The organism is Sinomonas atrocyanea, from assembly GCF_001577305.1.
Taxonomy (GTDB): domain Bacteria; phylum Actinomycetota; class Actinomycetes; order Actinomycetales; family Micrococcaceae; genus Sinomonas; species Sinomonas atrocyanea.
Genome location: NZ_CP014518.1, coordinates 2,323,990 through 2,349,031 on the forward strand (window position 1 = coordinate 2,323,990; position 25,042 = coordinate 2,349,031).

A 25,042-nucleotide genomic window follows, 5' to 3' on the forward strand; every position below is an offset into this window, starting at 1 on the left:
GGCGGCCGCCGAACTGGGGCCGGTCAGGCCAGCAGCGTCGGCTTGAGCTCCTGGAGGCGCCCGAGGAGCCCGTTGACGAAGCTCGGGGACTCGTCGGTGGACATGGTCCGGGCCAGGGCCACGGCCTCGCTCACGGCGACTGCGTCCGGGACGTCGTCGTTGAAGAGCAGCTCCCACAGGCCGATGCGCAGGATGATGCGGTCGACCGAGGGCATGCGCTCGAGCGTCCATCCCTGCGCGTAGGTCCTCAAGATCTCATCGATCTGGGGCTGCCTGGCGGTCACGCCGTCCACGATCTCGACGGTGTAGGGGTTGATCACCTGCTCGGTCCGGTCCCGGCGGCCCTGGATGGCCACCGACGCCGGAACACCGCGCTGCTCGGCCTCGAAGAGGATGTCGAGGGCCCGCGCACGGGCCTTTCCACGGGCGCTCACTAGTCGTTGACACGTCCCAGGTAGCCGCCGTCACGGGTGTCGACCTTGACCCTGGTGCCGGTCTCGAGGAAGAGCGGAACCTGGATCTCGTAGCCGGTCTCGACGGTGGCGGGCTTGGTGCCGGCGGACGAGCGGTCGCCCTGCAGGCCCGGCTCGGTGTAGGTGATCTCGAGCGTCACGCTCGGCGGGAGCTCGACGTAGAGCGGGTTGCCCTCGTGCAGCGCGATGAGCACCGTCTGGTTCTCGAGCATGAAGTTGGCCGCGTTGCCGACGGTCTCGCCGGCGACCGTGATCTGGTCGTACGTGTCCGTGTCCATGAACACGAAGTCGGCGCCGTCCTTGTAGAGGTACTGGAAGTCACGGCGGTCCACCGTGGCGGTGTCGATCTTGGTGCCGGCGTTGAAGGTCTTGTCGACGACCTTGCCCGAGAGCACGTTGCGCAGCTTGGTGCGCACGAAGGCACCGCCCTTGCCCGGCTTCACGTGCTGGAACTCGATGACGTTCCACAGCTGGCCGTCCAGGTTCAGCACGGTGCCGTTCTTGATGTCGTTGGTGGTTGCCACGTGGCGCCTCTCGTTGCGTTCGTCTCGTCAAATCCGCAGACCATTCTAACCAGAGCGCGCCCCGTGGGCCGTCACTGCTCGCGGCTGCGCAGCTCCCGGGCCCGCCCGAGGGCCACCGTCGAGGAGTAGATGAGGCTCGCATCGGCCGAGGCGGCGACCCGGAGCTCGAGCGCCTGGGAGAAGGCCTTCTCCGCCGCGGCGTAGTTCCCGCGGGAGAACTGGATCTTGCCCAGGTACTGCAGGACCATCGCCTCGTTGGGCGTGCCCTTCGACTCGCTCAGGAGCTGCTGTGCCCGCTCCACGGCGCGGTCGTTGCGGTTTCCGGCGCGCAGCACGTCGAGTTCGAGCACCTTCAGACGGAAGGACTCCGGGTCGGTGTAGCGGGCCTCCACGAGGATCTCCGCGGCCGCGCTGACGTGCCCGCGGGCCAGCTCGACGAGCGCGTGGTCGCGGGGGTCGCTGCTCGCGGCGAGGGCGTCGGCACAGCGTTCCTCGTCGACGACCTCTGTGTCCAACGTCTCCGGGTTGACCGCGACGCCGGGGAACCCCGCGTCCGGCCACTCGCGGCGGTCGCTGATCATTCTGCGGCTCCCTGCGCGATCTCCTGGTAAGCGGCGAACAGCAGCGACGCATCGGGAACCTCGAGGATCCCGGGCTTGGCGACGTCGTCGAGCACCACGAAGCGCAGGAGGTCGCCGCGGGCCTTCTTGTCCCGCCGCATGCCGTCCAGGAGGGCCTGCCAGCGGTCGCCGCGGTACGTGGTCGGCAGCCCGAGCGAGGTCAGGATGGTGCGGTGGCGGTCCGCCGTGGCATCGTCGAGCCGTCCCACGCTGCGCGCCAGCTCGGCGGCGAACATCATGCCCACGCTCACCGCGGCGCCGTGCCGCCACGAGTAGCGCTCCGCCAGCTCGATCGCGTGGCCGAGGGTGTGGCCGTAGTTGAGCACCTCCCTCAGGCCGGACTCCTTGAGGTCCGCCGAGACGACCTTGGCCTTGACCGCGATGGAGCGCTCGATCAGCTCGCGCACCACGTCCGAGGCGGGGTCCGCGACGGCCTCGGGGTCCTTCTCGATGAGGTCGAGGATCGCGGGGTCCGCGATGAAGCCGCACTTGACCACCTCGGCCATGCCGGTGAGCAGTTCGTTGCGGGGCAGGGTGGCCAGCGCGTCGAGGTCCGCCAGGACGGCCGCCGGCGGGTGGAAGACCCCGACGAGGTTCTTGCCCTCGGCGGTGTTGATGCCCGTCTTGCCGCCCACTGCGGCGTCGACCATGCCGAGCAGGCTCGTGGGCAGGTGCACCACCCGGACGCCGCGCAGCCAGGTTGCCGCGACGAAGCCCGCCACGTCGGTGACCGCTCCCCCGCCCACCGAGACGATGGCGTCGGAGCGGGTGAAGTCGTTCTGGCCCAGCACCTGCCAGCAGAACGCCGCGACCTGGATGTGCTTCCCCTCTTCGGCGTCGGGGATCTCCGCCGTGAGGGCGGTGAACCCGTCGGCCTCGAGCGACTCGCGGACGGCGTCTCCGGTCGCCCTCAACGCCCTGGGGTGGATCACCAGCACGCGCCGCACCCGCTCGCCGAGGACCGGGGCGAGCCGGCCGAGCAGGCCGTGTCCGACCACGACGTCGTAGTTCTCGGCGGGCGTGCTGCCCGTGACCTTGATGACCCCAGCGTCGCTGCTCATGCGATGACTCCCTCGGTGGCACGGCGGCTCCCGGCCGCGAGCGTGCCCGCAATCTGGGCGGCCACTTCGGCCGCGGTGTTGTGCCCCGTGTCCACGCTCAGCGTCGCGAGCGCCTCGAAGACGGGGCGCCGGCGGTCCATGAGGGCCTTCCAGCTGTTCTCTGCGTCGCCGTGCAGCAGCGGTCGGTCGGCGCTGCCGACGAGCCGCGGGGCGACGTCGTCCCATGATGCCCGCAGGTACACGCGGTGCACGTCGGTGAGGAGTGCCCGGGTCTCGTGCCGCAGGACGGACCCTCCCCGAGGGCGAGCACGAGCCCCTCGGGATGCCTCTGGGCGAGGACCTGTGCGATGACGTCCGCCTCGGCCTGCCGGAACGCTTCCTCGCCGTGAGCGGCGAAGATCTCGGGGATGGGCCCGTGCTGGGCGACCACGAGGGCGTCGGTGTCGAGGAAGCGCGCGCCGAGGAGCTCTGCGAGGGCCGCCCCCACCGAGCTCTTGCCCGAGGCCATCGGGCCGAACAGCACGATGGGACGGTCCAGCCGGCCGCGGGCGGCGGTCATCCCGCCACCGAGTCGAGCGCTGCCGGGATGGCGGCGAGGAACGACTCGAGGTTGCGGCGGGTCTCCCCCACGGAGTCGCCGCCGAACTTCTCGAGGACGGCCTGCGCGAGGACGAGCGCGACCATGGCCTCGGCGACGACGCCCGCGGCGGGCACCGCGCAGACGTCCGAGCGCTGGTGGTGCGCCTTGGCGGCCTCGCCCGTGGCCACGTCCACCGTGCGCAGGGCGCGCGGGACGGTGGCGATGGGCTTCATCGCGGCACGGACGCGCAGGACGTCGCCGATGCTCATGCCGCCCTCGATCCCGCCGGCCCGGTTGGTGGAGCGGACGATCTTGCCGTTCGGCTCGCGCACGATCTCGTCGTGGGCCTCCGAGCCGCGCCGGGCCGCAGTGCGGAAGCCGTCGCCGACCTCGACTCCCTTGATCGCCTGGATGCCCATGAGGGCGCCGGCGAGGCGCGCGTCGAGCCGCCGGTCCCAGTGCACGTAGCTGCCGAGGCCCGGCGGGAGGCCGTAGGCGAGGACCTCGACGACGCCGCCGAGGGTCTCGCCCTCCTTGTGGGCGGCGTCCACTTCGGCCACCATCGCCCCGGAAGTCTCGGCGTGGAAGCAGCGCAGCGGGTCGGCGTCGAGCGCCTCGACGTCGCCGGGGAGCGGAAGCGGGGCGTCGTCGGGGACGGCGACGCCGGCGATCTGGGTCGTGTGGCTCACGAGTTCGATGCCGAGCTCGGCGAGGAACGCCGCCGCGGCGGTGCCGAGGGCCACGCGCGCCGCGGTCTCGCGGGCGGAGGCCCTCTCCAGGACCGGACGGGCCTCGTCGAAGCCGTACTTCTGCATGCCCGTGAAGTCCGCGTGGCCGGGGCGAGGCCGGGTGAGCGGCGCATTGCGCGCCTGGCCCTCGAGCTCGGCCGGATCGACCGGGTCGGAGGCCATGATCTGCTCCCACTTGGGCCATTCCGTGTTGCCGACCTGGATGGCCACGGGGCCGCCCTGGGTCTTGCCGTGCCGCACACCGCCGAGGATCGTGACCTCGTCGGCCTCGAACTTCATGCGCGCGCCGCGGCCGTAGCCCAGGCGGCGGCGCGCGAGGGCCTGGCGGATGTCCTCGCTTGTGAGGGCGACGCCGGCGGGGAGCCCCTCGAGGATGCCTACGAGTGCCGGGCCATGGGACTCACCGGCCGTCAACCAACGCAACATGACATCAATCCTGCCACGCGGCGGCGCTATGCCGTGTGCTGGGGTGCGCCCACTGAGGCGCACATCACATCTATGACGGCCTGCGACCGGGCGTCCTCCCGCCCGGTGAACAGCACGATCTGCTCGACGGCCTGGTAGACGAGCATCTCGAGCCCGTGCAGCACGAGGCCTCCCCGCGCCTGCCACGCGGCGGCCAGCCGGCTGGGCCACGGATCGTAGGCGACGTCGAGCAGGACGTGCGCGGCGCCGTCGTCCGTCGGCACGGCAGTCAGCTCCGCGGCGAGCCCGTCGGCGGCGCGCGGCGGCAGGGTGCTGACGACGGCATCTGCCGCGGCGAGCCGGGCGGCTCCCCCTTCGAGCGGCGAGACGGCCACCTGCAGGCCGAGCCTGGCAGCCAGCGCGGCGGCCTCCCCGGCCCGTGACGCATCACGCGCGAGGAACTCGACGCGGCGGGCGCCGAGCCTCGCCAGGGCGGCGACGGACGCCAGGGCCGTGTTCCCGGCACCGACGACCACGGGATCGCTCACGGCATCCAGTCCCGCGTGCCGGAACGACTCGGTGATGCCGAGGACGTCCGTGTTGTGCCCTACGAGGACTGGGCCGGCGGCCGAGTCCTCGACCACCACCGTGTTGAGCACGCCGAGCTCGGCCGCGAGGCCCTCGACGCGGTCCACGAGCGGCACGAACGCGGCCTTGAGCGGCATCGTGACCGACAGGCCCCGCCATCCGGGCTCCCGCCGCACGCGGGCGGCGAAGGCCGGGAGCTGGTCCTCGGTGAGGTCGAAGGCGCCGTACTCCATGTCGATGCCCAGCACCCGGTAGGCGGCGCGGTGCAGGGCCGGGGACTTCGAGTGCCCGATGGGGTGGCCGAGGACGGCGGCGCGGGCCACGGTCACTGGCACTTGCCCGGGTTGGCGGTGCACCACTGCTCGTACTGGGCCACGTAGCCCTGGTGCTCGGCGTAGGTCTTGGCGAACTTCGTCTCCCCCGTGTCGAGGTTGACCGTGACCCAGTACAGGTAGTCGTTCGGGGTCGGGTGCGCCGCCGCGGCCACGGCCTTGGACCCCGGCGAGCCGATCGGCCCAGGCGGGAGGCCCGGATGGACGTACGTGTTGTACGGGTTGGACGCGTCCTGCTTCTGCGCCTCGGTCAGCTGCACGGTCTTCGTGCCCAGCCCGTACGTCACCGTCGCATCCGACTGGATCAGCCCGTTGGTCTGGTCGTTGGGCTTGAGCCGGTTCTCGATCGCCCCGGCCACGTTCCCGTAGTCCGCCTGCCCGCCCTCGGCCTGCACGATGCTCGCCACCGTCAGGACCTGGTACTGCTGGTCCGGGTCGGTGATGCCGTCCTGCTTGAGCTCGTCCACCGTGGTCGAGACCAGCTTGGCCAGGATGTCCTTGGCCGAGGTCCCCACCGGGAACCGGTACTCCCCCGGCGCCAGGTAGCCCTCCAGGCTCTTCGCCTTCGCCGGCAGCCCGAAGTCCCCCGGCTTGGAGTTGAGCGCATCGAGGTCCTTGCGGTCCACCGAGGCAGCCTTCGCGATCGCATCGAGCGAGTCACCCACCCGCATCCCCGCGCTCAGGGCGAAGTAGATCACCTTCGCACTGTCCGAGCCGGCCAGGATCGCCGCCGCGTCCGAGGCCTTCATCTCCTTCTTGAACGTGTAGTCACCGGGGTGGAGATCGCCGCCCGCCGCCGCAAAGGCCTTGAGGAAGGTGCCCGCGTCGGCGATCACGTCCTGCTGCTGGAGGGTGCTGGCCACGGCGGCAGGCCCGGAGCCGGGCTGGACGGTCACCACGACCGAGCCCGAGCCCGGGCCGGGGAAGTCCTTGACCTGGTCGATGCCCAGGAGCGGCTTGAGGAACTGGACCCCGATCAGGGCCGCTCCGACGAAGAGGCCCAGGGCGAGGGTGAGCCCGATGACGACCCTGAAGCGGCGGGACCGCCGGGAGGGCTTGGGCGCGACCGGCTCGCCGAAGACTCCGTGGCCCGCGTCGAGCGGCAGGGCGATGTCGAGCGGGTGGTCGTCGACGGCCAGGCCGTGGTGCCCGTGCTCAGCCGCGTCGAGGAAGTCTGCGTCGTGGGCGTCGTCGTGCACGCCCAGGGAGTGTGCACCGTCCCAGGCAGGATGGCCGGCCGGCTCGGCGGGTGCGGGCTCCGGTTCGAGGACGGCGGGGGCCGCCGCGCCGCGGGTGAAGGCCTGAGCGGCGGCCGGGAAGACGTTGCGGCGGATCGGTGCGTCCTCGGACGGCGCCGAGACCCGGTCCACGAGCCTCGTGGCGGGCTGGGCCTCGGGCACGGCGGGGAGATACGACGTCGCCGCCGGGTCGCCCGTGCCGGAGGGCGCAGCTCCGCCTTCGGACGGGAGGTGGTGCAGGGAGGCATCCGCTGCGGGGCGTGCCGCCGGAACGGGTGCTGGCAGCACCGAGGGGGCGCCCGACTCGGCGGAGGGGATCGCAGAGGGCGGGGAGTAGGCGGGCGCGTGCGGGCCGGACGACGGCGGGTAGGCGCCCCAGCCCATCGTCGCGGAGGTGGGCGGGACGGCCGCGTCCGCCGTCTCGAAGGAGCGGGCGCGACGGCGCCCGTGGGGGGTCCCCGCGCGGGGACCGCCGCCGTCCGGAGAGGGGGCAGCGCGGTCCTCGGAGGTCGCGGCTGGCGTGGACGGTCGGCCGGACTGCGGCGGGCGGACCTGGGAGGGCACGGTCTCCCACGACGCGGCCGGGCCGCGCTGGGGTGCGGAATCCGCGGGCGGCGACGTCCCGTCGGAGGCGGCAGCGGTCCGGGGGAAGGCGGACGGAGGGGACGTCGAGGCGCGCCGCTGCGGGGCGAGCATGCGCTGCTGCTCCTCCTGACGGGCGCGCTCACGCTCACGGATCTCGCGGCGGGTCAAGGGCCGGTCAGGCACGGCCGGGGTCGTGTTGTCCTGGGGGTCCATTCTCGCTAGCCTCTCACATCCGAGTCGTCGCTGCGGATCTCCCCAGTCCGCACCTCCGGGACACCCACAGGGTCGCCGGCCTCACCGCGGCCACGGATCAGGTCCAGCGCGTGCTGGAGTATACCGACCGCCGCCATCTGGTCCACCACTCTACGTTGCTCGCGGGCGTCCATGCCGGCCGCCCGCAGGCTGCGCTCCGCCTCGACGGTGCTGAACCTCTCGTCCACGAGCCGCACGCCGCAGGCGGTCCCAGCCGCGTCGAGGGCGACGGCCAGTCGCTCGGCGAAGGACCTCGCGAGTGCCGCGGACTGGGTCTCCCGGCCCGCGAGCGTCCGCGGCAGGCCGACGAACACCTCGACCGCGCCGCGGGCGGCGGCCTCCTTGGCGAGGACGGCGATGTCGCTGTTGCGCTTGGGATCCCGGGACAGGGTCTTGAGCGGGGTGGGGAGGATGCCGTCGGGGTCGCACACGGCGACTCCGACACGCACGGTTCCCACGTCCGCGGCGAGCCGCACGCCGCGCGGGAAGGGTCGTTCCGGGTGATGGGGGGCAGTCATAGGCGGCCCCCGCTAGCGCTGGGCGACCGCGGTCGCGACCGCGCCCAGCGCCTCGACGATCTTCGACGGGTCGGTCCCGCCGCCCTGGGCCACGTCGTCCTTCCCGCCGCCGCCTCCTCCGAGGATCCCGGCGGCGGTGCGCACGAGGGCACCTGCCTTGACGCCGGCAGCACGTGCCTCCTCGTTGGTGGCGACGAGGACCGCGGGGCGGCCCTTCGCGACGCCGGCCACCGCGACGGCGGCCGGCCCGGAGCCGAGGCGGGCGCGGAGGTCGAGCGCGAGCGCCCGCAGCTCGTCCGCGGAGCCGAGCTCGCCGGCGTCGTGCGTGATGAGGCGGACCCCGGCGACGTCCTTCGCGCTGCCCACGAGGGCGGCCGCGGAGGCGGCGAGCTTCTCCTTGCGGAGCCGCTCGAGCTCCTTCTCGGCCGTCTTGAGCTTCTCGAGCGTCGCGGAGATGCGGTCGGTGAGCTGCGCCGAGGGCACCTTGAACATCTCGCTGAGCTCGGACACGAGCGCCCGCTCCGCCGCCTGGTGGCGGAACGCGTCGAGGCCCACGTAGGCCTCCACGCGGCGGTTGCCCGAGCCGACCGACTGCTCGCCGAGCAGCGTCAGGCTGCCGATGAGCGCGGTGGTGCCGACGTGGGTGCCGCCGCACAGCTCCATCGACCACGGACCGTTGATCTCGACCACGCGCACGCGGGAGCCGTAGTTCTCGCCGAACAGGGCCATGGCCCCCGCCGCCCTCGCCTCGGCGAGCGGCATCTCGGCGGTGTTGACGGAGAAGTTGTCGCGGATCGCGAGGTTGGCCACCTCTTCGATCTCGCTCCTGGCCGCGCCGGAGAGCTGCTCGCCCCAGGCGAAGTCGAAGCGGAGGTAGCCGGCCTTGTTGAACGAGCCGCGCTGGACCGCCTCCGGGCCGAGGATCTGGCGCAGGGCGGCGTGCACGAGGTGCGTTGCGGTGTGCGCCTGCTCGGCGCCGTGGCGCCGTTCGCGGTCGACGGCGGTGCGCACCAGGGCGTCGGCGCTCAGCTCGCCCTCCCGCACGATCGCCTTGTGGACCGACAGGCCCTTGATCGGGCGCTGGACGTCGAGCACCTCGACGAGGACGCCGTCGGCGCTGATGAGGCCACGGTCGGCCGCCTGGCCGCCCGCCTCGGCGTAGAACGGGGTCTCCTCGAGGACGATCTCCACTTCCTCGCCCGCCGACGCGCGGTCCACGCGGGAGCCGCCGGCGACGAGGCCGCGGATCCGGGACTCGCCGCCGAGTTCCGTGTAGCCGGTGAAGACGGTGTCCCCGGCGGCGTGCAGCTCCTGGAACAGCGTCAGGTCGGCGTGGCCGGACTTCTTCTCCTTGGCGTCCTTGCGGGCGCGCTGGCGCTGGTCTTCCATGAGCGCCCGGAAGGCGGTCTCGTCGACGGAGACCCCGGCCTCCTCGGCCATCTCGAGGGTCAGGTCGATGGGGAAGCCGTAGGTGTCATGGAGCGTGAAGGCCTCCTCGCCGGAGAGGGGCGAGCCAGCCGACTTCGAGGCCTTCACGGCCTCGTCGAGGCGCGCGGTGCCGGCGGCAATCGTGCGCAGGAACGCCTTCTCCTCGCCGTACGCGATCCGGCTGATGCGGTCGAAGTCCTTCTCGACCTGCGGGTAGACGCCCTTCATGGCATCGCGGGAGGCCGGCAGGAGCGCAGGGAGCACGGGCCTGTCGACGCCGAGGAGGCGCATCGCGCGGACAGCGCGCCGGATGAGGCGGCGCAGCACGTAGCCACGGCCCTCGTTCGAGGGCGTCACCCCGTCGGCGATGAGCATGAGCGCGCTGCGGACGTGGTCGGCGACGACGCGCATGCGGACGTCGTCGGCGTGGTGCGGATCGTCGGCGGCCTCGGCGGAGGTGTACTCCTTGCCCGAGAGCTCGGCCGCCTTGTCGATCACGGGGCGGACCTGGTCGGTCTCGTACATGTTCTCGACGCCCTGGAGGATCATCGCGAGGCGTTCCATGCCCAGGCCGGTGTCGATGTTCTTCTTGGGCAGCTCTCCGACGATGTCGAAGTCGACCTTCGAGCGCACGTTCTCGATCTGGTACTGCATGAACACGAGGTTCCAGATCTCGATGTACCGGTTGTCGTCCGCGGCGGGGCCGCCCTCGATGCCGTAGGCGGGGCCACGGTCGTAGTAGATCTCGGAGCAGGGCCCGGCGGGGCCGGGCTGGCCGGTGGACCAGTAGTTGTCGCTCTTGCCCATGCGCTGGATGCGCTCGGCGGGAATCGAGGTGTGCGCCAGCCAGAGGTTGGCCGCCTCGTCGTCGTCCTCGTAGACGGTGACCCACAGCTTCTCGGCGGGCAGGCCGTAGCCGCCGTCGTCGACGCCCTTCGTCAGGAGGTCGAACGCGAAGCGGATCGCGTCCTCCTTGAAGTAGTCACCGAAGGAGAAGTTGCCGCACATCTGGAAGAACGTGCCGTGGCGGGCGGTCTTGCCGACCTCCTCGATGTCCCCGGTGCGGATGCACTTCTGGACGCTGGTCGCGCGCGGGAAGGGCGGCTCCTCGCGGGCGGTGAGGTACGGGATGAAGGGGACCATGCCCGCCACCGTGAACAGCAGGGAGGGGTCGCTCGAGACGAGCGATGCCGAGGGCACCGCCGTGTGTCCCTTGCTGACGAAGTAGTCGATCCAGCGTCGGGTGATCTCGTGCGACTTCATGGGCGTGTTCTTCAACCTTCTCTACGAGTGGACGCGGCGCGCCGCGGCGCCGGACGGCCAGCAGATCCGGGCACTGGTGGGCCCGGATGCCTTCATCAATTCTAGGCGCGGCAGCTAGTCCTGCAGGCCGAGGCCCTGGCGCAGCTCGCCTTCGCGCTCGGCCATCCCTGCGCGCACCTGGTCCGCGAAGTGGGCCACGCTGTCCGCGAGCGAGGCGACGGCCCGGTTGATGCCCCCGGGTGAGGCGAGCGAACGGGCCGCGGCGATCTTCTGGTAGGCGACGGCGCCGAGCGCCACGCCCACCGACAGCCACACGATGCGCTTCACGACGGTTTCCCTTCCTTGGTTGCTGCCGGACGTGCCGGTCAGCGGCTGCGGCGGCCGGAGGCGCGGGGCGTCCTCTGCCGCTGGGCGAAGGCCGAGCGGACGCCGTAGGAGAAGGCGGCCACCTTCACGAGCGGCGAGCCGACCGTGGCCGCGACGAGCGAGGAGAGCGCCGAGACGTTCGCGGTGGTGTCGGAGACGTTGGAGGCGATCCCGTCGACCTTCTTGAGCTGCTCGTGCGTGGTGGAGACGGTCATCGTGACCTCGTCCATCAGGGGGGTGGCGCCGTCGGCGAGGGTGCGGATCGAGGCGCGGAGCTCGTCGAGCACGCGCCCGAGCTTCAGGATCGGCACGGCCAGCAGGGCCACGAGCACGGCGAAGACGCCTGCTGCGATGAGTCCTGCGATGTCCCCTCCGGACACGGTTCCTCCTCCCGGCGCGCGGCTGGCCCGCGCACCCTCTGGCTACCTTACACACGCGAGGAGCCCGCGGCGCGCGCCGCGGGCTCCTCGTCACTGCCCGTCCGCCCGGGGGCGGAACGGATCAGCGGGCGTAGTACTCGACGACGAGCTGCTCTTCGCAGGTCACCGGGATCTCGGTCCGCTTGGGGCGGCGCACCAGGCGGGCCTGGAGGGCCTCGAGCTTGACGTCGAGGTAGCCGGGGACGGCGGGCAGGACGTCGCGGTGGGCGCCGGCAGCGGCGACCTGGAACGGCGTCATCGTCTCGGAGCGCTGGTGGACGCCGATGAGCTGGCCCTCGGCGACGCGGAAGGACGGGCGGTCCACGCGAGCACCGTCGACGGTGATGTGGCGGTGCACGACCAGCTGGCGGGCCTGGGCGATCGTGCGGGCGAACCCGGCGCGGAGCACGAGGGCGTCGAGGCGCATCTCGAGGAGCTCGATGAGGTTCTCACCGGTGAGGCCCTTGGTGCGCTTGGCCTCCTCGAAGGCGCGCGTCATCTGCGCCTCGCGGATGCCGTACTGGGCGCGGAGGCGCTGCTTCTCGCGGAGGCGGACCGCGTAGTCCGAGTCCTGCTTCTTGCGGGCGCGGCCGTGCTCACCGGGGCCGTACGGGCGGCGCTCCATGTACTTGGCGGCCTTGGGGGTGAGGGCGAGGCCGAGAGAGCGCGAGAGGCGCGTCTGACGGCGGGCACGAGTGCTCGACACGTGTGTCCTTTCATTGTGCCGCGGCGTGTGGATTCCTGGCCTCCCGAGGTGGAGAGCATTGGCCCGCGACTGCCTTCTGCTACCGACGGGCGCACCCCACGCAGGGGGCAGCGGCCCGGACGTGCCAGACGGTCATCCAGCCTAGCACGGATGCGGGGCGTCAGCTGCCGCGGACGATTCCGCGCAGGCGCTCGACGCGGGCCTGCAGCTCGCGCTCGGCGCCGTTGGCCGTGGGCACGTAGTAGTCCTTGCCCACCAGGTCGTCCGGCGGGTACTGCTGGCGGGCCACCGAGTGCGGCGCATCGTGCGCGTACCGGTAGCCCTTGCCGTGGCCGAGCCGCTCGGCGCCGGCGTAGTGGGCGTCGCGCAGATGCGGCGGGATGCCGGTCCCGAGGCCGGCCCGCACGTCTGCGATGGCGGCGTTGATCCCCATGTAGGCGGCATTGGACTTCGGGGCCGTGGCGAGGTGCACCACGGCCTCCGCGAGCACGATCCGCCCCTCCGGCATGCCGATGAGCTGGACCGCCTGGGCCGCGGCGACCGCCGTCTGGAGCGCGGTGGGGTCCGCCATCCCGATGTCCTCGGCGGCGGAGATGACGATCCGGCGCGCGATGAAGCGCGGGTCCTCCCCCGCCTCCACCATCCGTGCCAGGTAGTGCAGCGCCGCATCCACGTCGGATCCGCGGATCGACTTGATGAACGCGCTCACCACGTCGTAGTGCATGTCTCCGGCGCGGTCGTACCGGACGGCGTGGGCATCGACCGCCTTCTCCGTGTGGGCCACCTCGACGGTGACCGGTTCGGCGGGGTCCTGCCCGTCGTCACGCGCCTGCCCGAGCGCGACGGCGGCCGCCGCCTCGAGCGCGGTCAGGGCGCGGCGGGCGTCGCCGCCGGCCAGGCGCACGAGGTGGTCCGCGGCGTCGTCCGCGAGCCGCACCGCGCCGCCGAGGCCGCGCGGGTCCGCCGCCGCCCGCTCCACGAGGCCGCGGATGTCCTGGTCCGTGAGGGGCCTGAGCGTGAGCAGGAGGGAGCGGGAGAGCAGCGGCGAGACCACCGAGAACGACGGATTCTCCGTGGTCGCCGCGACGAGGACGACCCAGCGGTTCTCGACGCCGGGGAGGAGCGCGTCCTGCTGCGCCTTCGTGAACCGGTGGATCTCGTCCAGGAACAGCACGGTCGTGGTGCGGTGCAGGTCGCGGGCGGTCAGCGCCTCGTCCATGACGCGGCGGACGTCCTTGACGCCGGCCGTGATCGCGGACAGCTCGACGAACTTGCGGCCCGGACCGCGGGCGATCACGTGGGCCAGCGTCGTCTTGCCGGTCCCGGGAGGGCCCCAGAGGATCACCGAGCTCGGTCCGGTCACGGAGCCGCCGGCGGCGGCGCCCTCGGCGAGCTGGCGCAGCGGGGACGCCTCCCCCAGCAGATGCTGCTGCCCGACGACCTCGTCGAGGGTGCGCGGACGCATGCGGACGGCGAGCGGGCTGCGCTGGGCGTCCCGGGCCGCCTTCGCGGCGCGCGCGTCAGAGGCGGCCGACGGCGCGCCCTCCTCGCCGCCGTCCGCGTAGCCGCCGTCGCTGGAACCGAACAGATCTTCCATCGCCACTACGCTACCCCGCGCCGCCGACACCGCGGGACCGGTTATCCACAGGGCCGGCGATCGACGGGCGCGGAGCAGTCCCCCGCTGCTACGTTCGCAGCGGGCGGCCGGAATGGGCCGCCTTCCGCACACCCATCCGGGGGGATCATGATTCGCTCGCGCCCTACGCCCGCCATGCTCAGCCGCTTCAGGAGATCGGTCGCCTCGGCGGCCTTGCTCGGACTCGCTCTGGGCGCGGCGGGATGCAGCCCTGAGCGGGCCCCTTCTGTCCCCGTCGACAGTGCCGCCGTCACCACCGACCTCTCCCGCGTTCCGCGGCACTTCACGGGGGCACGGTCTCCGGCAGCCCGTGGGGCCATGGTCGGCGTCGTGGTCTCGTCCGGCGTCGGTGTCGGCGGCCCAGGGCGGATCTCGCTCTCCGATGACGGCGGTGCCACGTGGAAGGATGCCACCATCGACGGCCAGCCGGCCACCGAGGCCTCGCTCGAGCGCCTGGTCGCCGGGCCGGCAGGCTGGCTCGCCCTGGGCCGAACGGCTACGGCGCAGAGGGACCGCCTCGCGGTCTTCACGAGCGCCGACGGCCGCGCATACGCCCAGTCCGGCGAAGGGATCGCGATTCCCGAGGGGGGGACGGTGCTCGCCGCGGGCACCACGTCCGGATGGACCGTCATGTTCCGCAAGGACGAAGCGCCATGGCAGGTCGCCACCAGCGCCGACGGGATCGTCTGGGACGTCGGCACGGCATCCTCGCGGGGACTCGCCTTCCCAGGCGAGCTGTTTCTGAACGACCTCGCCTCGTCCGGTCGCGAGCTCATGGTCGTGGGCCAGAACGAAATCCCATCGTCCTCCGGGGGCACGGCCATCTCGTCGGTGATCGCACGTTCCACCGACGCCGGCCTGACGTGGAAAACCGAGCGGCCCGCCAGGACGGAGTACGGGTCCGGATACAACGATGGCTTGCGCGCGGCGACATGGTCTCCGCAGGGATTCGCCGCCGTCGGCTGGGCCTGGGTTGATCCGGGAACCACGGCGCCGCAGGCGGCCTTCCTGCGGCCCCGAGGCTCCTCCGGGCTGGTCGCGACCCTCGAAACGGCGCTGCGCGACGGAACCCAGCGCAATCAGGGCGCCGACACCCTCGAAGAATCGGAGGGCGCGTACCTCGCGGCCGGCAACGACGGTGAGCCGACGGCGGTGACCCAGAGTCTGCGAGTCGGCACCCCCGGCTCATGGAAGACCGTGTCCCTGCCCGGGCTGCCAGAGCACACCCACCGGTTTGCTGCAGGCAACGTCGCCGTGCCAGGCGGCTTCCTGTCCTTCCACGACGTCAGCAATTCCCTGACCGCCGACACCGAGGTCTACTACGTGGAGCCGTCGGGGAAGGCCACACTCCGCTCCTCGATCCCCGCGCCCTCGGCACCCACGACGGAACTCACATCGATCGCCCCTGTGGGCACGGGCATCGAGGCGCTCGGACACGCGGGCGCGCAAGCCGCGGTCTTCCGGCGCTCCGAGGGCGGATCCTTCGGCTCGCCGACCCTTCTGCCATCGGATCCACCCGTGCGCTTCGGGGGCCTGCGCGCCGCAGAGGGTGCCCGGCTACTGTTCGGCCAGAGGCAGCTTTCCACCAGCACCCATGGTGTTGCCTGGACGAGCACGGACGGCTCCCAGTGGAACACCGGGTCCGAGGCCGTCCTCAGCCCCGGCCCGCAGGACAAGACGGTGATCCGGGACGGGCTCGTCGCCCAGGGGACGTTCTTCGTCGCGGGCGAGGTCGACGACCGCCAGGGCACCGTCAGCGGCGCGATTGCGGTCCGGGGGCACGATGACATGCAGTGGACTCGGCCGAGCACGGGCGCCTTCGCCGGAACGAAGGGCACTTCTGTCACGGTGCGCAGGCTCGCCGAGGCCCCGGACGGGTCCATCATCGCGATCGGGACGGCGACCACGGCGGGCACCGCGCGGCTGAAGGCCTGGCGGAGCACCGGCGGATCGGCGTTCGCCGAGGTGCCCGTGCCTGCGGCCCCGGAAGGGACAGACCGGACCGTGGGAGGCCTCGTCCGCGTCGGCACGAGGCTCGCCCTATCCGTCACCGACGAACTCGCCGACCGCACGCGGCGCGTCGCGGTCTACGAGAGCAGCGACAGCGGCGCGACCTGGTCCGCCGCGCCCCACGATGCGCTCGAGGGGAACGAACCGATCGCCACGGATCTGGCCTCGGACGGCGAGGATGCCGTCCTGGTCGCCACGGTGGGGACCAGGACGCGGTCGCATGCCGCAGCGCTGCGCCGCGGGGCCGACGGCGCGTGGCGGGCCCTCGGGCTCGACAGCCGCGCGCTCGCGTCCGGCAGCACCACCGTCCTCGACAGCGCACTGTCCGGGGGCCACCTCGTGATCTCTGCCGAGACGGGCCCGGCGGCTGAGCGCAGGGGCGCGGTCGTGGACATCCCGCTGCCGGACCGGCCCTGAGCAGGCACGGCGAAGGCGCGGCCCCAGCGGGAGCCGCGCCTTCGCCGTCGTGCGCGTCGAGCGAGTGCGGGGACTACGCCTCGGCGCCCTTCTTCGGCTCGGGCTTCGCGTCGACCCCGGCCTCCTTGCGCTGCTCCGGGGTGATCGGGGACGGCGCGGCCGTGAGCGGATCGAAGCCGCCGCCCGTCTTCGGGAAGGCGATGACCTCGCGGATGGAGTCGACGCCCGCGAGGAGCGCGACGACCCGGTCCCAGCCGAACGCGATGCCGCCGTGCGGCGGCGCACCGTACTTGAAGCCCTCGAGGAGGAACCCGAACTTCTCCTGGGCCTCCTCGGCCCCGATGCCCATGACCTTGAAGACGCGCTCCTGGATGTCGCGCCGATGGATACGGATCGAGCCGCCGCCGATCTCGTTGCCGTTGCACACGATGTCGTAGGCGTAGGCGAGGGCCTCGCCCGGATCGGTGTCGAAGGTGTCGAGGAACTCGGGCTTGGGCGAGGTGAAGGCGTGGTGTACCGCCGTCCACGCGGAGTAGCCGAGGGCCACGTCGCCCGATGCCTTCGCATCGGCAGACGCCTCGAACAGCGGGGCGTCCACGACCCAGACGAAGGCCCAGTCATCCGGGTCGATGAGGCCCGTGCGGTGGCCGATCTCCACGCGCGCGGCGCCGAGGAGCGCCCGCGAGGGGCCCTGCTCGCCCGCGGCGAAGAAGATGCAGTCCCCGGGGTTCGCCCCGACGGCCGCTGCGAGCCCCTCGCGCTCGGCGTCGGTGAGGTTCTTGGCGACCGGTCCGGCGAGCTCGCCGTCCTCCTTGTACAGGACGTAGGCCAGTCCCTTCGCGCCGCGCTGCTTGGCCCACTCCTGCCAGGCGTCCAGCGTGCGGCGGGGCTGCGAGGCGCCGCCGGGCATGACGACCGCACCGACGTACGGGGCCTTGAAGACGCCGAACGTCGTGTCCTTGAAGTACTCCGTGAGATCGGTCAGCTCGAGCCCGAATCGCAGGTCCGGTTTGTCCGAGCCGTACTTCGCCATGGCCTCCGCGTAGGTCATTCGGCGGATCGGGGTCGGGACCTCGACGTCGATGAGCTTCCAGAGGGCCGCGACGATCCGCTCGCCGAGGGCGATGATGTCGTCCTGCTCGACGAAGCTCGCCTCGATGTCCAGCTGGGTGAACTCGGGCTGCCGGTCCGCGCGGAAGTCCTCGTCGCGGTAGCAGCGGGCGATCTGGAAGTACTTCTCGATCCCGCCGACCTGGAGGAGCTGCTTGAACAGCTGGGGGGACTGCGGGAGGGCGTACCACGAGCCGGGCGCGAGGCGGGCGGGCACGAGGAAGTCACGGGCGCCCTCGGGGGTGGAGCGCGTCAGCGTCGGCGTCTCGACCTCGAGGAAGTCCTCGGCGTGCAGCAGCTCCCGGGCCACCCGGTTGGCCTCGGAGCGCAACCGCATGGCCCGGGCGGGGCCGGGGCGCCGCAGGTCGAGGTAGCGGTGGCGCAGGCGCGCCTCCTCGCCGACCTCGACGTGCTCGTCGACCTGGAAGGGCAGCGGATCGGCCGTGTTGAGGACGATCACCTTCGCGGCCATGACCTCGATCTCGCCCGTGGCGAGGTGCGGGTTCTCGTTGCCGGCCGGCCGGCGCTCCACGGTGCCGACCACCTGGAGGACGAACTCGTTGCGCAGTCCGTGGAAGACCTCTTCCTCGCGGACGACGACCTGGGCGACCCCCGTCGAGTCGCGCAGGTCCACGAAGGCCACCCCGCCGTGGTCTCGGCGGCGGGCCACCCAGCCCGCGAGGGTGACGGTCTGTCCGATGTGCTCGGGACGCAGTGTTCCGAGGCCGTGTGTGCGCAGCACAGCTCTTCTTTCAGTAGGGACGAGTTGGTTCGGATCGAGTTTACCCGCAGGGCCTCAGGCCGACGGCGCCGCGGCGATCTGCGGCACGAGGTCCTCCGCGGGCGGCATCCACGAGTCGGGGTCGGCGGCGACCTGCTCGCCGGAGCGGATGTCCTTGACCTCGTGGGTGCCATCGGCGTGGGTGAACCACACGAAGGGGATGCCCCGGCGGTCCGCGTACTTGATCTGCTTGCCGAACTTCTCCGCCTTGGCGGCGACCTCGACCGCGATCCCCCGGCTGCGCAGCCTGGCGGCGATGCCCTGCGCGGCCGCCCACGCGCCGTCGTCGACGAGCGTCACGAGCACCGCCGTCGGCACCGACCGGCTCGCCGTCGCCAAACCCTGGCTGAGGATCCGGGAGACGAGCCGGGTGACGCCGATCGACAGTCCCACGCCGGGGAACTTCCGCGTACCCTTCGTGGCCAGGGCGTCGTAGCGGCCGCCGGAGCAGATCGAGCCGAGCTGCTCGTGGCCCACGAGCACGGTCTCGTAGACGGTGCCCGTGTAGTAGTCCAGGCCGCGGGCGATGCTCAGGTCGGCGACCACCTTGCCGGGGGCGACGGCCGAGGCCGCCGCGATGACCTCCTCGAGCTCGGCGAGCCCTTCGGCGAGCAGCTCGTCCTCCACCCCGAGGGCGCGCACCTGCTCGACGAAGGACGTGTCCTCGGTGCGGATGGAGGCCAGTTCGAGCGCGGCCTTCGCCTGCTCCGCGGTGGCTCCGAGCTCCTCCTGTAGGAGCTCCGCGACCCGTTCCGGGCCGATCTTCTCGAGCTTGTCGATGCTGCGCAGCACGCCCGCCGTGTCGGTCAGGCCGATGCCGCGGTAGAAGCCCTCGGCCAGCTTGCGGTTGTTGATCCGCAGCCGGAACGGCGGGATCGGGAGCGCGGAGAGCGCCTCCGCGATGACCAGCGCCAGCTCCACGTCGTAGCGGAAGGGGAGATCGCCGTCGCCCACCACGTCGATGTCCGCCTGGGTGAACTCGCGGGCCCGGCCCTCCTGGGGACGCTCGCCGCGCCAGACCTTCTGGATCTGGTACCGGCGGAACGGGAACGCGAGGTAGCCGGCGTTCTCGACGACATAGCGCGCGAAGGGGACGGTGAGGTCGAAGTGGAGGGCCAGCGCATTCGCGTCGTCCCGGCTCGCCGAGTCCTCGTCGTCCTGGAGCCGCGAGAGGCCGTAGACCTCCTTGTCGATCTCGCCCTTGCGCAGGAGCTGGCCGACGGTCTCCACCGCCCGGGTCTCGATCGACGCGAACCCGTGCAGCTCGAAGGTGCGCCGGAGGGTGTCGAGCACGTGGAGCTCCACGAGCCTCTCCTGCGGAAGCCACTCGGGGAATCCGGACAGCGAGGCGGTACGTGCCATGGGTGACAAACTCCTTGTGCGTAGACTGACTGCTGCACAAGTTTATGCGCCTGTTCAGGCACCCTGAGATGAGCGTGCGGATGGAGGACTGCCCGGTGGCCAAGCGGAACGTGCGTGAGGACCGCCGTCGCATCCAGCTCATGGACGCGAAGGCCGAGCTGCGCAGGGGCAAAGAGAGACGGCGCCGTCGCGACAACACGATCGCCGCCACAGCCACCGCGGCCGCGGTCGTCCTCGCGGCCGTGCTGCAGGGAACGGTCTTCGCCTCCAACCCGACCGCGTCGGAGTACGCCGCCGCCCAGGCCGGGCTCGAGGCGCCCACGCCGTCGGCCACGCCGAGCGCCGCCCCGAGCAACGGCCCCCAGATCCCCAAGCCCGCAGCGGCCGCTGGGAAGACGTTCACCGGCAGCCTCGTCCTCAACGGCAAGCCCGTCGGGTTCGAGCTCGACGGCACGAAGGCGCCCCAGGCCGCCGCCGTCTTCTCGTCCCTCGGGCAGGCAGGCACGCTGAACGGCCGGCAGTGCGGCCGGCTCACGACCGGCGCGTCCTTCGCCCTCCTGCAGTGCGGCCAGAAGGCGGACGGGTCCGCCGACCCCTCCTACACCTGGGGGCCGCTGGAGAACACGCCGGCGGACGGCAAGTACCCCGCGGGCACGATCGCGGTCGCGCGGACCGCGGGCAACGCCTACGGGAACGGCCAGGAGTTCTTCATCGTGTACAAGGACACCACCATTCCCTCGGACAGCGCCGGCGGCTACACGGTCGTGGGCCACGTGACCTCAGGCCTCGACGTCGTCCAGGCGATTGCCGCCCAAGGCGTCAAGACCGGCAATGACGGGGCTCCCGTGACGCCAGTCACGATAGACTCGTTCACGGTGAAGTGACGCGGGCTGCCGGTACCCCGGCAGCCCCTCCGAAGGACAAACCACAATCGAAAGAGTTCTAGCGGTGACCGAAAGTCAGAAATCCGACGACACCACGGCCGCAACGGCCGCGTCCGTACCGTCCCCCGCCGCCTTCGCGGCCAAGCTCAAGCCAGCCGCGCCGGTGGCGCCGTCCCCGGCCCCCGCCGTCGTCGCCGCCCCCGTTGCGGCGCCCGTCTCGCTTGCCGAGGCCTCGAAGTGGGGAAGAGTCGAGGGCGATGGGCACGTCTTCCTCACCATCGACGGCGAGGAGCACCCGGTCGGGCAGTACCCGGGGGTCTCCGCCGACGAGGCGCTGGCCTACTTCGCGCGCAAGTTCGAGGACGTCCTCGCCCAGATCGGGCTCCTCGAGCAGCGGGTCGCCTCCCACGCCGCCGTCGCCGACGTCCGCAAGGCCGCCTCCCATCTGCGGGCCCAGCTCGCTGAGCGGGCGATGGTCGGGGACCTCCGCGCGGCCGAGGGCCGCCTCGACGCCCTCGAGCAGTCCCTCGTCCAGGCGGAGGCCGCCGAGAAGGCCCAGCATGAGGCTGCGCGGGCCGAGGAGCTCGCGCGGCGCGAGGCCATCGTCTCCGAGGCCGAGCAGATCAGCGGCCAGGACCCCGAGCGGACCCAGTGGAAGTCGAGCGGGGCCCGGATGAACGAGCTCTTCGAGGAGTGGAAGTCGTCCCAGAAGTCGGGGCTGCGCCTCGGGCGCGCCGCCGAGGACGCCCTGTGGAAGCGCTTCCGCGCCGCCCGGACCCAGTTCGACCGGCACCGCCGCGCGTACTTCTCCCAGCTGGACAGCATCAACGCCCAGGCGAAGACCGTGAAGGAGCGCCTCATCGCCGAGGCCGAGTCGCTCCAGACCTCCACGGACTGGGGCTGGGCCGCCGGTGAGTACCGCCGCCTCATGGATGAATGGAAGGCCGCTCCGCGCGCCAGCCGCAAGGAGGACGACGCCCTCTGGGTCCGCTTCCGGGCCGCGCAGAACGTGTTCTTCGAGGCACGCCAGGCCGCCAACGACGCGGTGGACCGGGAGTACTCGTCGAACCTGAAGGCCAAGGAGGCCCTCCTCGCCGAGGCCCAGCAGATCCTGCCGGTGCAGGACCTGAACGCGGCCAAGAAGGCGCTCCAGTCCATCCGGGAGCGGTGGGAGGAGGCGGGCCGCGTCCCGCGTGCCGACATGGGGCGCATGGAGTCGGGACTCCGCCGCATCGAGGACGCGGTCGCGCAGGCCGAGCACGAGAACTGGCGCCGCACGGATCCGGAGACGAAGGCCCGTACCGACTCGGCCCTGAGCCAGCTTGAGGCCTCGATCACGAGCCTCGAGGAGGAGCTCGCCGCGGCCCAGTCGAAGGGTGACGCCCGGGCGACCGCCAAGGCCCAGGAGGCCCTGGATGCGCGGCGCCTGTGGCTCTCGACGCTGCAGAAGTCGGCGGACGAGCTCGGCTGATCCGGCTCCGCCCATCCTCCTGAGGGCCCGGCACAGCCATCGTGCGGTGCCGGGCCCTCAGTGCGTCCGCTCCGCGGGGCGTTGTCCACAGGCATCGGCCCGGGCGCGCGCACAGCCCGCAGGCCGGGGCATGATGACCGTATGCCAGATTCCCTCTTCCCCCGCGGCGCGGGCCTCGGCGGGCCGCCCGTGCTCACGGCCGGGTGCCCGTTCAGCGCCGTCGAACTGCAGGCGATGGAGTCCGACGGGGTGGTCCGGCGGATTCTCGCCCAGGTGTATGTGCCCGCGGCGGCGCGTGCCACGGCCCAGCTGAGGGCGCGGGCGCTGGCGCAGACGCTCACTCCGCGGGTGCGCGAGCGGACCGTGGCGGGGCGGATGACCGCAGCCTGGGTCCTGGGCTGCGCGCCGGCGCCGGAGCGGCCGGTCATGCTCGTCGAGAGCACCCGGCGGCTCGCGCGGCTCGGCACCGGAGACAGGCTTCTGGTCCACGAGGTGCGCTTCGGGGACCTCGACGTCGTCGACATCGCGGGACTGAGGGTCACGAGCGGCCTCCGCACGGCGATCGACCTCGCGCTCCACTCCGAGGAGCGCACGGCGCTGCCCGTGCTGCGGCGACTGCTGGACCATCCCGGCCTGGGACTCACACCGGCCCTCGTGTCCGCGGGCCTCGAGGCGATGCCCAGGCAGCCCCACAAGGAGAGGGCGCGACGCGTGCTCGGCTGCCTCGGCTCTCCTGAGGGCGCCACACCGGAGGGCCGCCCGGCGGGCGGACCGCTCGAGCGGGGGCCTTCCTGCTAGGTGCGGCGCCGGTTGCCGGTGGTGCGGTAGACGTCGAACACGCCGTCGATGCGGCGCACCGCACCCAGCACATGGCTGAGGTACTTGGGGTCCCCCATCTCGAACGCGAAGCGAGAGACGGCCAGCCGGTCGGTGGACGTGTGCACGTGCGCGGAGAGGATGTTCACGTGGTTCTCGGAGAGCACGCGGGTCACGTCGGAGAGCAGGCTCTTGCGGTCGAGCGCCTCCACCTGGATCTCGACGAGGAACACGCTGGACTGGGTGGGCGCCCATTCGACGTCGACCATGCGGTCCGGCTCGGCACGGAGCGTGGCGATGTTCGTACAGTCCGTCCGGTGCACCGAGACCCCGGAGCCGCGCGTCACGAAGCCGATGATGGGATCCGGCGGCACGGGCGTGCAGCAGCGGGCCAGCTTGACCCACACGTCGCCGACGCCCTTCACGATCACGCCGGAGTTCGAGTACTTGGGCGGGGTGCTGCCCTTGGTGGGCGCGATCGTCTCGGCGATGTCCTCGGCCGCCCCGGCCGCCCCGCCGAGGCTGTCGACCAGCTTCTCGACCACCGACTGGGCCGACGCGTGGCCGTCGCCGATGCCGGCGTAGAGCCCCGCGATGTCCTGGTAGCGGAACTCCTGGGCCACGGCGAGCAGCGCGTCGTGGCTGAGCAGGCGCTGCAGCGGGAGGTTCTGCTTGCGCATCGCCCGGGTGAGCAGCTCCTTGCCCTTGTCGATCGCCTCCTCGCGGCGCTCCTTCGAGAACCACTGCCTGATCTTGTTGCGGGCCCGGGCGCTCTTGACGAAGTGCTGCCAGTCCTGGCTCGGGCCGGCGCCCTCGGCCTTCGAGGTGAAGATCTCGACCCAGTCGCCGTGGTTGAGCTCGCTGTTGAGCGGGACGAGCTTGCCGTTGACCCGGGCCCCGATGGTCCGGTGGCCCACCTCGGTGTGCACCGCGTAGGCGAAGTCCACCGGGGTGGATCCGGCCGGCAGCGCCATGACCTCGCCCTTGGGCGTGAACACGAAGACTTCCTTCGCGTTGATCTCGAACCGGAGCGAGTCGAGGAACTCCCCCGGGTCCGAGGTCTCCTGCTGCCAGTCCACGAGCGAGCGGAGCCAGCCCATTTCGGAGGCCTTGCCGCTGGGCGTGTGGCTCTGGGTGCGCGGCTGGTCCTTGTACTTCCAGTGGGCCGCGACGCCGTACTCGGCCCGCCGGTGCATGTCGTGCGTGCGGATCTGGATCTCGACCGGCTTCCCGCTCGGCCCGATCACGGTCGTGTGCAGCGACTGGTACATGTTGAACTTGGGCATCGCGATGTAGTCCTTGAACCGGCCCGGAAGCGGGTTCCACCGCGCATGCAGGGTGCCCAGCACCGCGTAGCAGTCGCGCACCGTGTCGACCAGGACGCGGACGCCCATGAGGTCGTTGATGTCGTCGAATTCCTTCTGGCGGACGATCATCTTCTGGTAGATCGAGTAGTAGTGCTTGGGGCGGCCGGTGATCTCGGCCTTGATCTTCGCCGCGCGCAGGTCGTCAGCGATCTGGGCGCGGATCACCGAGAGCTGCTTCTCCCGTTCCGGGGTGCGCGCCCCCACCATGCGCACGATCTCCTCGTACACCTTGGGGTAGAGGGCCGCGAAGGAGAGGTCCTCGAGCTCCCACTTGATGGTGTTCATGCCGAGCCGGTGCGCGAGGGGCGCGAAGATCTCGAGCGTCTCGCGGGCCTTGCGGGCCGAGGATTCTGGTGAGACGAAGCGCCAGGTGCGCGCATTGTGCAGCCGGTCCGCGAGCTTGATGACGAGTACGCGGATGTCCTTGGCCATCGCCACGACCATCTTGCGCACGGTCTCCGACTGGGCCGCCTCGCCGAACTGGACCTTGTCGAGCTTCGTGACGCCGTCCACGAGCATCGCGACCTCGGGCCCGAAGTCCTTCTTCAGCTGCTCGAGCGTGTAGGAGGTGTCCTCGACGGTGTCGTGCAGGAGCGCCGCGGCAAGCGTCGTCCCGGTCATCCCGAGCTCGGCCAGGATGGTGGCCACCGCGACGGGATGGGTGATGTAGGGGTCGCCGCTCTTGCGCTTCTGCCCCTGGTGGCTGCGCTCCGCGACCTCGTAGGCCCGCTGGATGAGGTCGAAGTCCTCCCGCGGGTTGTTGGCGCGCACGGTGCGCAGCAGCGGCTCGAGGATCGGCGAGTGGGCGCTCGGCCCGCGGCCGGTCAGCCGTGCCAGCCTCGCGAAGGACCAGTCCCGGCGGCCGAGCGTAGGGCGCTCGAGCAGGCTGTTCCCGCCCGCGCCGGCAGGTGCCGGGGCGGCCTGCGGTGCGGGGGACGCCGTGCGCGCGGGCGACGACGGGCCCCCGGCGCCGCTCCCCGCGGCACCGGGCGCCCCTGCCGGGGCCTGGGACGTCGGACGCTCCACCACCGAGGGGACCTCCATTCGTTGACGGGATTCCCTCAGTGTATGCCCCGCGCGG

The 25,042-nt window shown here is 72.0% G+C and carries 20 protein-coding genes and 1 pseudogene; 4 read left to right on the plus strand and 17 right to left on the minus strand.

All coding sequences use genetic code 11. The annotated features are described in order from the left end of the window. Positions 1–23 precede the first annotated feature (23 nt). The 14 genes and pseudogenes from nusB to SA2016_RS10735 all read right to left on the minus strand — a co-directional run bounded on the left by nusB (position 24) and on the right by SA2016_RS10735 (position 13,704). Complete coding sequence (gene nusB, locus SA2016_RS10670; protein WP_066497921.1) at positions 24–434, minus strand: transcription antitermination factor NusB; 411 nt, start codon at positions 432–434, stop codon at positions 24–26. Next, positions 434–997 (minus strand): elongation factor P, encoded by a 564-nt coding sequence (gene efp / locus SA2016_RS10675; RefSeq protein WP_066497923.1) that lies wholly within the window; start codon positions 995–997, stop codon positions 434–436. The genes nusB and efp overlap by 1 nt, the downstream gene beginning before the upstream one ends. 71 nt (positions 998–1,068) lie before the next feature. Continuing rightward, positions 1,069–1,578, minus strand: a complete 510-nt coding sequence (locus tag SA2016_RS10680; protein WP_066497924.1) for a tetratricopeptide repeat protein — start codon at positions 1,576–1,578, stop codon at positions 1,069–1,071. Further along, positions 1,575–2,678: a 3-dehydroquinate synthase gene (aroB, locus tag SA2016_RS10685; protein ID WP_066497925.1), complete on the minus strand. Its 1,104-nt coding sequence runs from the start codon at positions 2,676–2,678 to the stop codon at positions 1,575–1,577. The genes SA2016_RS10680 and aroB overlap by 4 nt, the downstream gene beginning before the upstream one ends. Further along, positions 2,675–3,237 (minus strand): annotated as a pseudogene (locus SA2016_RS22640) (shikimate kinase). Before SA2016_RS22640 ends, aroB begins: the two are co-directional and overlap by 4 nt. Further along, positions 3,234–4,433, minus strand: coding sequence for a chorismate synthase (aroC, locus tag SA2016_RS10695; protein ID WP_066497928.1), 1,200 nt, complete (start codon positions 4,431–4,433; stop codon positions 3,234–3,236). The pseudogene SA2016_RS22640 and the gene aroC overlap by 4 nt, the downstream one beginning before the upstream one ends. Before the next feature lie 26 nt (positions 4,434–4,459). Next, entirely contained in the window at positions 4,460–5,335 is an 876-nt protein-coding gene (locus SA2016_RS10700; protein WP_229710866.1) for a shikimate dehydrogenase, read from the minus strand. Then, positions 5,326–7,368: an endolytic transglycosylase MltG gene (mltG, locus tag SA2016_RS20895; RefSeq protein ID WP_229710867.1), complete on the minus strand. Its 2,043-nt coding sequence runs from the start codon at positions 7,366–7,368 to the stop codon at positions 5,326–5,328. The genes SA2016_RS10700 and mltG overlap by 10 nt, the downstream gene beginning before the upstream one ends. A 5-nt stretch (positions 7,369–7,373) precedes the next feature. Further along, positions 7,374–7,925 (minus strand): Holliday junction resolvase RuvX, encoded by a 552-nt coding sequence (gene ruvX / locus SA2016_RS10710; protein WP_066497932.1) that lies wholly within the window; start codon positions 7,923–7,925, stop codon positions 7,374–7,376. A gap of 12 nt (positions 7,926–7,937) precedes the next feature. Next, positions 7,938–10,616 carry an alanine--tRNA ligase gene (alaS, locus tag SA2016_RS10715; protein WP_066497938.1) on the minus strand — a complete coding sequence of 893 codons (2,679 nt, stop codon included), beginning with the start codon at positions 10,614–10,616 and terminating at the stop codon, positions 7,938–7,940. A gap of 114 nt (positions 10,617–10,730) precedes the next feature. After that, on the minus strand, positions 10,731–10,943 hold the full coding sequence (locus tag SA2016_RS10720) for a hypothetical protein (RefSeq protein ID WP_066497939.1): 213 nt from the start codon (positions 10,941–10,943) through the stop codon (positions 10,731–10,733). A 38-nt stretch (positions 10,944–10,981) separates the two neighbouring features. Then, the gene (locus SA2016_RS10725; protein WP_066497941.1) at positions 10,982–11,362 is read right to left on the minus strand and encodes a DUF948 domain-containing protein; all 381 of its coding nucleotides are present in this window, start codon (positions 11,360–11,362) and stop codon (positions 10,982–10,984) included. A gap of 121 nt (positions 11,363–11,483) precedes the next feature. Beyond that, a complete protein-coding gene (gene rpsD, locus SA2016_RS10730) occupies positions 11,484–12,107 on the minus strand; it encodes a 30S ribosomal protein S4 (RefSeq protein WP_066497943.1) in 624 nt (207 codons plus the stop codon). Between the two features lie 160 nt (positions 12,108–12,267). Beyond that, complete coding sequence (locus SA2016_RS10735) at positions 12,268–13,704, minus strand: replication-associated recombination protein A (RefSeq protein ID WP_066497945.1); 1,437 nt, start codon at positions 13,702–13,704, stop codon at positions 12,268–12,270. Positions 13,705–14,061: 357 nt separating this feature from the next. Between SA2016_RS10735 and SA2016_RS10740 the strand changes: the two genes are divergently transcribed. Then, positions 14,062–16,170: a hypothetical protein gene (locus SA2016_RS10740; protein ID WP_066497947.1), complete on the plus strand. Its 2,109-nt coding sequence runs from the start codon at positions 14,062–14,064 to the stop codon at positions 16,168–16,170. A gap of 73 nt (positions 16,171–16,243) precedes the next feature. Here SA2016_RS10740 and aspS read toward each other — a convergent pair whose 3' ends face one another. Together aspS and hisS are read right to left on the minus strand one after the other, a co-directional pair. Beyond that, on the minus strand, positions 16,244–18,022 hold the full coding sequence (gene aspS, locus SA2016_RS10745; RefSeq protein WP_066497948.1) for an aspartate--tRNA ligase: 1,779 nt from the start codon (positions 18,020–18,022) through the stop codon (positions 16,244–16,246). A gap of 54 nt (positions 18,023–18,076) precedes the next feature. Next, on the minus strand, positions 18,077–19,423 hold the full coding sequence (hisS, locus tag SA2016_RS10750; RefSeq protein WP_066497949.1) for a histidine--tRNA ligase: 1,347 nt from the start codon (positions 19,421–19,423) through the stop codon (positions 18,077–18,079). A 68-nt stretch (positions 19,424–19,491) separates the two neighbouring features. On the opposite strand from hisS, the gene SA2016_RS10755 reads away from it, so the two are divergent. The 3 genes from SA2016_RS10755 to SA2016_RS10765 all read left to right on the plus strand — a co-directional run bounded on the left by SA2016_RS10755 (position 19,492) and on the right by SA2016_RS10765 (position 22,576). After that, positions 19,492–20,307 carry a peptidylprolyl isomerase gene (locus tag SA2016_RS10755; RefSeq protein WP_229710868.1) on the plus strand — a complete coding sequence of 272 codons (816 nt, stop codon included), beginning with the start codon at positions 19,492–19,494 and terminating at the stop codon, positions 20,305–20,307. 64 nt (positions 20,308–20,371) lie between these two features. Then, positions 20,372–21,778, plus strand: coding sequence for a DUF349 domain-containing protein (locus SA2016_RS10760; RefSeq protein WP_229710869.1), 1,407 nt, complete (start codon positions 20,372–20,374; stop codon positions 21,776–21,778). A 141-nt stretch (positions 21,779–21,919) separates the two neighbouring features. Further along, on the plus strand, positions 21,920–22,576 hold the full coding sequence (locus SA2016_RS10765; protein WP_066497953.1) for a hypothetical protein: 657 nt from the start codon (positions 21,920–21,922) through the stop codon (positions 22,574–22,576). Here the strand turns inward: SA2016_RS10765 and SA2016_RS10770 are convergent. Continuing rightward, positions 22,573–25,005 carry a RelA/SpoT family protein gene (locus SA2016_RS10770; RefSeq protein ID WP_084249452.1) on the minus strand — a complete coding sequence of 811 codons (2,433 nt, stop codon included), beginning with the start codon at positions 25,003–25,005 and terminating at the stop codon, positions 22,573–22,575. The genes SA2016_RS10765 and SA2016_RS10770 overlap by 4 nt on opposite strands. Positions 25,006–25,042 lie beyond the last annotated feature (37 nt).